This is a genomic window from Methylobacterium crusticola, assembly GCF_003574465.1.
Classification (GTDB): domain Bacteria; phylum Pseudomonadota; class Alphaproteobacteria; order Rhizobiales; family Beijerinckiaceae; genus Methylobacterium; species Methylobacterium crusticola.
Genome location: NZ_QOWC01000045.1, coordinates 38,094 through 45,216, shown reverse-complemented (window position 1 = coordinate 45,216; position 7,123 = coordinate 38,094). Strand labels below are relative to the sequence as shown.

Genomic DNA, 7,123 nt, shown 5'->3' with positions numbered 1-7,123 from the left:
GCCCGGTGCCGCCGCGGCCGCCGAGGCCGCGGCGGCTGCCGCCGCGACAGCGGCCGCCGCGGCGGCAGCCGCCGCGAGGAGGACGGGACGGCGCCTCACGCGCGCTTCAGGTCGGTGTGGCGCACCGGGATCCGGCGCACCCGCTTGCCGGTGGCGGCGAAGATCGCGTTGAGCACCGCGGGCGCGGCGACCGCGATGGTCGGCTCGCCGACGCCCCCGATGAAGCCGCCGGAGGGCAGCAGGATCGTCTCCACCGCCGGCATCTCGTCGAGGCGCAGCACCGGGTAGGTGTCGAAGTTCGTCTGCTCGATGCGGCCGTCCTTCACCGTGCACTCGCCGTAGAGCGCCGCCGAGAGGCCGTACACGAAGGAGCCGGCGACCTGGGCGTCGATCTGCTGCGGGTTGACGGCGACGCCCGGGTCGGTCGCCGCCACGATGCGGTGGACCCGCACCTTGCCGTCGTCGGCCACCGAGACCTCGGCGGCGGCCGCGACGTAGCTGCCGAAGCCCATGATCTGGGCGAGGCCGCGATGCACGCCGGCGGGCGGCTTCGTGCTCTCCCAGCCGATCCGCTCGGCGACCGCGTTCAGCACCGCGAGGTGCTTGGGGTGCCGGGCCATCAGCTTGCGCCGGAAGGCGAGCGGGTCCTGCCCGGCCGCGTGCGCCACCTCGTCCATGAAGGATTCGAGGTAGATCGCGTTCGGGTTGGTGTTCACGCCCCGCCAGAAGCCCGGGATGATGTGCGGGTTGCGCATGGCGTGGTCGATCAGCAGGTTCGGGATGCCGTAGCCGATCGCCGCCTCCGCCCCGCCCGGGTTGAGGCCCTGGAAGGTCACCGGGTCCTTGCCGTCGGGCCCGAGCCGCCCCGGGATGATCCCGGCCAGGATCGACTGGCCGGAGATGCGCATGTGCAGCCCGGTCAGGTTGCCGTCCTGGTCGAGGGCCGCCCGCATCCGGCACTGCGTGACCGGATGGTAGCGGCCGTGGGTCATGTCCTCCTCGCGGGTCCAGATCAGCTTGACCGGGGTGCCGGGGAGCTCGCGGGCGATCAGCACCGCCTGGCGCACCCAGTCGTGGGTGGCGCCGCGGCGCCCGAACCCGCCGCCGAGGTGGATCTTGTAGACCTCGCAGTTGCGGGCCGAGAGGCCGGCGGCCTCGGCGGCGGCGGCGAGCGCCGCCTCGCCGTTCTGGGTCGGCGTCCAGACCTCGCACCTCTCCGGCGTCCAGCGCGCGGTGGCGTTCATCGGCTCCATGGTGGCGTGGTTCTGGAACGGGTAGGCGTAGGTCGCCTCCACCACCTTGGCGGCCCCCTTGAGCGCCGCCTGCACGTCGCCGGCCTTGTTGCCGACGAAGGCCTCGTCGGCGTCGAGCCCCTCGCGCAGCATCCGGGCGATGGTCTCGCTCGAGACCGCGGCGTTCGGGCCCTCGTCCCAGACGACCGGGAGCGCCTCGACGGCGGTCTTGGCGCGCCAGAACGTGTCGGCCACCACCGCGACGCCGGTCTCGCCGACCTGCACGACCTTGCGCACGCCCGGCATCCTCTCGACGGCCGCGGCGTCGAAGCTCCTCACGGTGCCGCCGACGACCGGGCAGTCCCGGATCGCGGCGCTGAGCATCCCGGGCAGCGCGAGGTCGATGCCGTAGACCTGGGAGCCGTCGAGCTTCGGGGCCGTGTCGAGGCGCTTCAGCGGCTTGCCGGCGATGGTCCAGTCCCTGGGGTCCCGGAGCGCCACCTCCGCCGGGGGCGCCATGGCGCCGGCGGCCGCCGCGACCCGGCCGTAGGTCGTGCTGCGGCCCGAGTCCGGATGGCTGATCACGCTCTTCTCGGCGCGGCACTCGCCCGCCGGGACGCCCCATTCCCGGGCGGCGGCCGCGACCAGCATGGTGCGGGCGGCGGCCCCGCCCTGGCGCACCGCGACGTAGGATTCGCGGATGCCGCGGCTGCCGCCGGTGGAGAAGTCGCCCCAGACGCGGTTGCGGGCGAGGTTCTCCCCCGGGGTCGGGTACTCCGTCGTCACCTTGGCCCAGTCGCAGCCGAGCTCCTCGGCGACGAGCTGGGCGAGGCCCGTGAGGGTGCCCTGGCCCATCTCGGAGCGGGCGATGCGGATCACCACGGTGTCGTCCGGGCGCACCACCACCCAGGCGTTGATCTCGGGGGAGGCCGCCGGGGCGGCCTGCGCCTGCGCCGGGACGTGGAAGCCGAGGGTGAGGCCGCCGGCGGCGGCGGCCGAGCCGGCGAGGAAGCCGCGGCGGGAGAGCGCGAGGGTCATGGGGGCGTCTCCCGTCAGCCGCGGCCGGACTCGCCGCCCTGGGCGGCGAGGGTGATGCCGGCGAGCACCCGGTTGTAGGTGCCGCAGCGGCAGATGTTGGTGATCTCCTGGCGGATGTCCGCCTCGCTCGGCCTGGGGTTCTGCGCGAGCAGGGCCGCGGCCGCCATGATCATGCCGGACTGGCAGAAGCCGCATTGCGGCACGTCGAGCTCGGCCCAGGCCTTCTGGACCGGGTGCGAGCGGTCCGGGCTCAGGCCCTCGATGGTCACGATCTTCTGGCCGGGCTCGACCGCCGAGACCGGCAGCGAGCAGGCGCGCACCGCCTGCCCGTCGAGATGGACCGTGCAGGCGCCGCACTGGGCGATGCCGCAGCCGTACTTGGTGCCGGTGAGCCCGACCTGCTCGCGGATGACCCAGAGCAGGGGCGTGTCGGGCTCCGCCTCGACCTCGCGCACGGACCCGTTCACGTTCAGGCGTATCATGGGCGTTTCCGTTCCGGTTGGGGGAAGGCGCCGGGAGCGTGCCGCGCCGCCGGGGACCGCCGCGAACGGGCAGCCGGGACCTGGAGCAATTCAAGCCAGGGCGGCGGGACTGTCAATTGACGGATGCGCGAGCGGGCAACCGCACGCGGGAGTCGCATGACCTCGCGGCGCGGGCCGCGCCCCTCAGGTCCGGGCCGCCAGCGCCCTGCCGCCGTGGCGCCGGCGCAGGGCGTCGATCTGCTCCTCGGCCTGCCGGAAGGCCGCGAGGCCGCCGCCCGCCAGCTCGCGGGCGCTCGGCAGGCGGATCTTCATCGGGTCGACGAAGCGGCCGTTGATCGCCACCTCGTAGTGGACGTGCGGCCCGGTCGAGAGCCCGGTGGTGCCCACCGCCCCGATCACCTGGCCCAGGCGGACGTGGGCGCCCGGCACGATGCCGCGCCCGATCCGGGCCATGTGGTTGTAGGCCGTGGAGTAGCCGTTGGCGTGCTGGATCTCGACGCGGTTGCCGTAGCCCGAGCGGGCCCCGGCCGACACCACGGTGCCGTCGCCCGTCGCCATGATCGGGGTGCCGCGGGTGGAGGCCCAGTCGACGCCGTTGTGGGGGCGGTAATAGCCCAGGATCGGGTGCAGCCGCGCCCCGAAGGGCGAGCTGATCCGCCCCTCCGCCACCGGGCGGCGCATCAGGAACTTCTGGCTCGAGCGCCCGGCGGGATCGAGGTAGTCGATCTCCCCGGTGCCCGGGACCCGGTAGCGGTAGAGGCCGAGGGTCTCGCCGTGGATGCGCAGGCCCGCGTAGAGGAGCTCCGGCCGGGCATCCTCGTCCTCGGTGAAGAACAGCTCGACCCGGTCGCCGGAGGCGGTGCGCTGCTGGAGGTCGATCCCGTACGCGAAGGCGAGCACCAGCTCCTCGATGATCGGGCGCGGCACGCCGTTCTTCAGCGCCGTGCCGTAGAGGCTCTCGTACAGGCTGACGCCGGCATCCTCCTCGTCGGCCGGGGCGGTGCCGGGCCGCGGCGGCGCCACCGAGACGAAGCCGCCCCGGTCGTTGGCGGCCACGATCTCCTCGATCCCCTCCTCGCCGTAGAGCGTGACCCGCGCGATGCCCCGGCCCTCGCCCTCGGGCGCGACGAGCAGGCGCACGTGCTGGCCCTGGCTCAGCTCGCCCCGCGCCCGGGCGCTGAAGCTCGCCAGCATCGCGGCGAGCCGGTCCGGCCCGGCGCCGTTCGCCCGCAGCAGGCCCGCCAGGCCCTGATCCTTGCCGAGGACGAGGTCGCGCTCCTCGAACAGGGGCGGGGCCGGGGCCGCGAAGGCCTCCGGGACCGCGGTCAGGTTCTCGGGCAGGATGCGCACCTCGATCGACCCGAAGCGCCCCTCCCGGCCGACACCGGCCTCGGCACCAGCACCAGCATCGGCACCGGCACTGGTGCCCTCGCCCGCCCCCTCGCCGGCGCCCGGCCGCAGGGCGCGCGAGAGCAGGCGCTCCGGCGAGAAGGCCGGCGGCAGGGTGTCCGTCCCGCCCGTCAGGCGCCGGGTCTCGGTCACCAGGGCGTCGACCTCGGCATCGGAGAGGGCGGGCGCCGCGGCGTCGAGGGCGGCGTCGGCGAGGGGGCCGCGCACCAGGCTCACGGCGGTCTCGGCCGGGTCCGAATCGGCGTCCTCGGCCGGCAGGGCGTCGCTGCGGGCGCTGCGCAGGGGATCGAAGGGCGGGACCGGCACGTCGGGGGCCCGCAGCGGCAGATCGGTGGCGATCTGCACGTAGGCGTGGACCTTGATCACCTCGCGGTCGCCGGCCTGCTCGGTCATCGGCGCCCGGAACTGCGTCCGGGCCGCCACGATCATCTCGTCGCGCACCAGCCGGTCGCCCTTGCGGGCGGCGTCGGCCGCGAGGCCGTCCTGGCGGGGCAGCACCGCCCGCTCGGGGAGCGTCGCCACGATGCCGTCGTTGGCCGCCAGGATCAGCGCGACCCCGATCAGCCCGGCGCCCGCGACGCCGGTGAGCAGGCTCGCGGCGAGCCAGCGCAGGTTGAGCGCCTGCCGGGGCGGCGGGGCCGGACGGGAGGCGTCGCGGAGGAAATGCGCGTCGGCGGACACTCGGCACGGCCTGTGAGACGGGGGAGAGCCGCCTGAGGCCCCAGAACCGTGACGGTTTTGAGACCGCCGGCCTATTCCGCGGCCTCGCGGGCCCCGTAGCCGAGACGCCGGCCGAGCTCGTCGATCAGCGTCGCGGCGGCCTCCGCGATCACGGTGCCGGGCGGGAAGATCGCCGAGGCGCCGGCCTGCCGCAGGGCGTCGAAATCCCCCGGCGGGATCACGCCGCCGACCACGATCATCACGTCCGGCCGCCCGGCCGCCGTCAGGGCGGCCTTCAGCTCCGGCACCAGCGTCAGGTGGCCGGCCGCGAGGGACGACACCCCGACGATGTGGACGTCGTTCTCCACCGCCTGCCGGGCCGCCTCGTCGGGCGTGGCGAAGAGCGGGCCGATGTCGACGTCGAAGCCGAGATCCGCGAAGGCCGAGGCGATCACCTTCTGGCCCCGGTCGTGCCCGTCCTGGCCCATCTTGGCGACCAGGATGCGGGGCCGGCGCCCGTCCGCCTCCTCGAAGGCCTCGACGAGGCCCCGCACCCGCTCGACCGCGCCCGACATGCCGCCCATCTCCCGCTTGTAGACGCCCGAGATCGAGCGGATCTCGGCCCGGTGCCGGCCCCAGGCGCGCTCGAGCGCCTCCGAGATCTCGCCGACCGTGGCCTTGGCCCGGGCCGCCTCGACGGCGAGCGCGAGCAGGTTGCCCTCCTGGCGCGCCGCCGCCGCCGCGAGCGCGTCGAGGCGCGCGTCCACGGCCGCCTGGTCGCGCTCGGACCGCAGGCGCCGGAGCTTGTCGATCTGGAGGCTGCGCACGTTGCCGTTGTCGACCCGCAGGAGCTCGATCGCCCGGTCGGCGACGGGCTTGTACTTGTTCACGCCCACGATGGTCTGCTGGCCGGAATCGATCCGCGCCTGGGTGCGGGCCGCCGCCTCCTCGATGCGCAGCTTCGGGATGCCGGCCTCGATCGCCTTGGCCATGCCGCCGAGCGCCTCGACCTCGCGGATGTGGGCCGAGGCCCGGGCGGCGAGGTCCCGGGTGAGGCGCTCGACGTAGTAGGAGCCGCCCCACGGATCGATGATTCGGGTGGTGCCGCTCTCCTGCTGGAGGAAGAGCTGGGTGTTGCGGGCGATGCGGGCGGAGAAGTCGGTCGGCAGCGCCAGCGCCTCGTCGAGGGCGTTGGTGTGCAGCGACTGCGTGCCCCCTTGCGTCGCCGCCATGGCCTCGAGGCAGGTGCGGGTGACGTTGTTGAACACGTCCTGGGCGGTGAGCGACCAGCCGCTCGTCTGCGAGTGGGTGCGCAGGGCGAGCGACTTGTCGGAGCGCGGCGCGAAATCCCGGACCAGGGAGGCCCAGAGCAGGCGCGCCGCCCGCATCTTCGCCACCTCCATGAAGAAGTTCATGCCGATCGCCCAGAAGAACGACAGGCGGGGGGCGAACTGGTCGATGGTCAGGCCGGCGGCGAGCCCGGCCCGGATGTACTCGACGCCGTCGGCCAGCGTGTAGGCGAGCTCGAGGTCCTGCGTCGCGCCCGCCTCCTGCATGTGGTAGCCGGAGATCGAGATCGAGTTGAACTTCGGCATGTGCGCCGAGGTGTAGGAGAAGATGTCCGAGATGATCCGCATCGACCCGGCCGGCGGGTAGATGTAGGTGTTGCGGACCATGAACTCCTTGAGGATGTCGTTCTGGATCGTGCCGGCGAGCTTCTCCGGCGGCACGCCCTGCTCCTCGGCCGCCACGATGTAGAGCGCCAGGATCGGCAGCACGGCGCCGTTCATGGTCATCGACACGGTCATCTGGTCGAGCGGGATGCCCGAGAACAGGGTGCGCATGTCGTAGATCGAGTCGATCGCGACGCCCGCCATGCCGACGTCGCCCGAGACCCGCGGGTGGTCGGAATCGTAGCCGCGGTGGGTGGCGAGGTCGAAGGCCACCGAGAGGCCCTTCTGCCCGGCCGCGAGGTTGCGCCGGTAGAAGGCGTTCGAATCCTCGGCCGTGGAGAAGCCGGCATATTGCCGGATCGTCCAGGGCTGGGTCGCGTACATGGTCGGGTAGGGGCCGCGCAGGAAGGGCGCGATGCCCGGGTAGGAGCCGGCGAGGTCGAGGCCCTCCCGGTCGTGCGGGCCGTAGGCGCCCCTCACCGGGATGCCCTCGGGCGTCATCCAGGGCTCGCCCGAGGAGGCGGTCCCCCCCGTGCCTGCCGGCCCGGCGGCGGCCGGAGCGTAAGCGATCTCCGCGAAATCCGGGATGCGGGTCATCGGCCTGCGGCTCTCGTTGGTGGCGCGTCTC

The 7,123-nt window shown here is 73.9% G+C and carries 4 protein-coding genes; all 4 read right to left on the bottom strand.

Annotation, left to right across the window (positions count from 1 at the left end):
• Nucleotides 1–95: 95 nt before the first annotated feature.
• Nucleotides 96–2,270 carry a xanthine dehydrogenase family protein molybdopterin-binding subunit gene (locus DT057_RS18200; RefSeq protein WP_128563520.1) on the bottom strand — a complete coding sequence of 725 codons (2,175 nt, stop codon included), beginning with the start codon at nt 2,268–2,270 and terminating at the stop codon, nt 96–98.
• 14 nt (nt 2,271–2,284) lie between these two features.
• Nucleotides 2,285–2,752: a (2Fe-2S)-binding protein gene (locus DT057_RS18195; protein WP_128563519.1), complete on the bottom strand. Its 468-nt coding sequence runs from the start codon at nt 2,750–2,752 to the stop codon at nt 2,285–2,287.
• 183 nt (nt 2,753–2,935) lie between these two features.
• Complete coding sequence (locus DT057_RS18190; protein WP_128563518.1) at nt 2,936–4,843, bottom strand: M23 family metallopeptidase; 1,908 nt, start codon at nt 4,841–4,843, stop codon at nt 2,936–2,938.
• 71 nt (nt 4,844–4,914) lie between these two features.
• Nucleotides 4,915–7,092 (bottom strand): methylmalonyl-CoA mutase, encoded by a 2,178-nt coding sequence (gene scpA / locus DT057_RS18185; RefSeq protein ID WP_128563517.1) that lies wholly within the window; start codon nt 7,090–7,092, stop codon nt 4,915–4,917.
• Nucleotides 7,093–7,123: the final 31 nt, after the last annotated feature.